This is a genomic window from Flavobacterium bomense, assembly GCF_003970355.1.
In genome coordinates this window covers 1-1,048 of the sequence record NZ_RYDJ01000275.1, presented here as the reverse complement: position 1 = coordinate 1,048, position 1,048 = coordinate 1, and the positions used below count along the sequence as shown (strand labels likewise).

Below are 1,048 nucleotides of genomic sequence, written 5' to 3'. Positions count from 1 at the left end.
CGGTTATCTTTTGAGTAACACGATACCTCGAGGCTCTGCCTCGGGGTAATTCATTTTAAAAGTTCAATGAGGTAAAGTATTCTTGGAGTTACATAATTTACGGATATGAAATAAATTCTGTTATTGAATGTTATATAAGAAGAGTTGAATCACACTAATTTTCGGTTTTAGACTTAAAATGCATTGATTAACTAATTTATAAAAGCAATGAAAAAAACAGTATTATTTGTTATCATTTTAGTGATGTCCTTAAATGGATATTCGCAGGAGGAATTCAATTCCAAATTTAAGGCAATTCCCGCCAAGAACTCGAAAATAAAAAAGGTAATTCCACCAAAAGTAATTGCGCCAAAAGTCACGCCACCCGAAATTGTCAAAGCACCTGTAGATGATTTTATAAATCCTGAGGCTATTTTTCTCAACAGTAATTTATATAAAAAAGAGTCCAATTCTAGCGGCGTTTTTTATAGAAGAAATCAATTTTTAGGAAGTTTCAAAACCAAATCATTCACTTCTACCATTCGGTATAAGGATGCGGCTTATGTGGATGGCGACAAGATTAGAGTTTATTTGAACGATAAGATAATTGAACCCGAAGTTGTTTTGGACGGCGCATTTAAAGGTTTCAAAATAGCATTGGTGGATGGTGTTAACAAAATTGATTTCGAAGCCCTGAACGAAGGTTTCGCTTCGCCAAATACAGCAGAATTTCAGGTTTATGATGATAAGGGAATCGCTATTTCGGCCAGCCAATGGAATGTTGGAACCGGTTATAAAGCAACTATAATATTGGTTAAAGAATAGGATATCCCGTTGTAATAGTAAAATAGACGCCACAGATTCAAAGATTTTTAAAATAAGTTACTTTGAAAATCTGTGAATCTGTGGCTAGTTTTATTTGTGAATGCTTGTCAAAGAATAAAAACTCCAAAAAATTTTTATGTAATTTTTGTGACTTTAGCTATTTGATTTCTATTATTTTTGAACTTTTTAAATATTGATTCATCAATAGGAAAAACAATATGAAGCGATTTCTTTTTTTTATAAT

At 32.0% G+C, this 1,048-nt stretch carries 1 protein-coding gene; it reads left to right on the top strand.

Annotation, left to right across the window (positions count from 1 at the left end):
- The first annotated feature begins 207 nt into the window (after positions 1 to 207).
- Complete coding sequence (locus EKL98_RS17255; RefSeq protein WP_126563262.1) at positions 208 to 804, top strand: hypothetical protein; 597 nt, start codon at positions 208 to 210, stop codon at positions 802 to 804.
- Positions 805 to 1,048 lie beyond the last annotated feature (244 nt).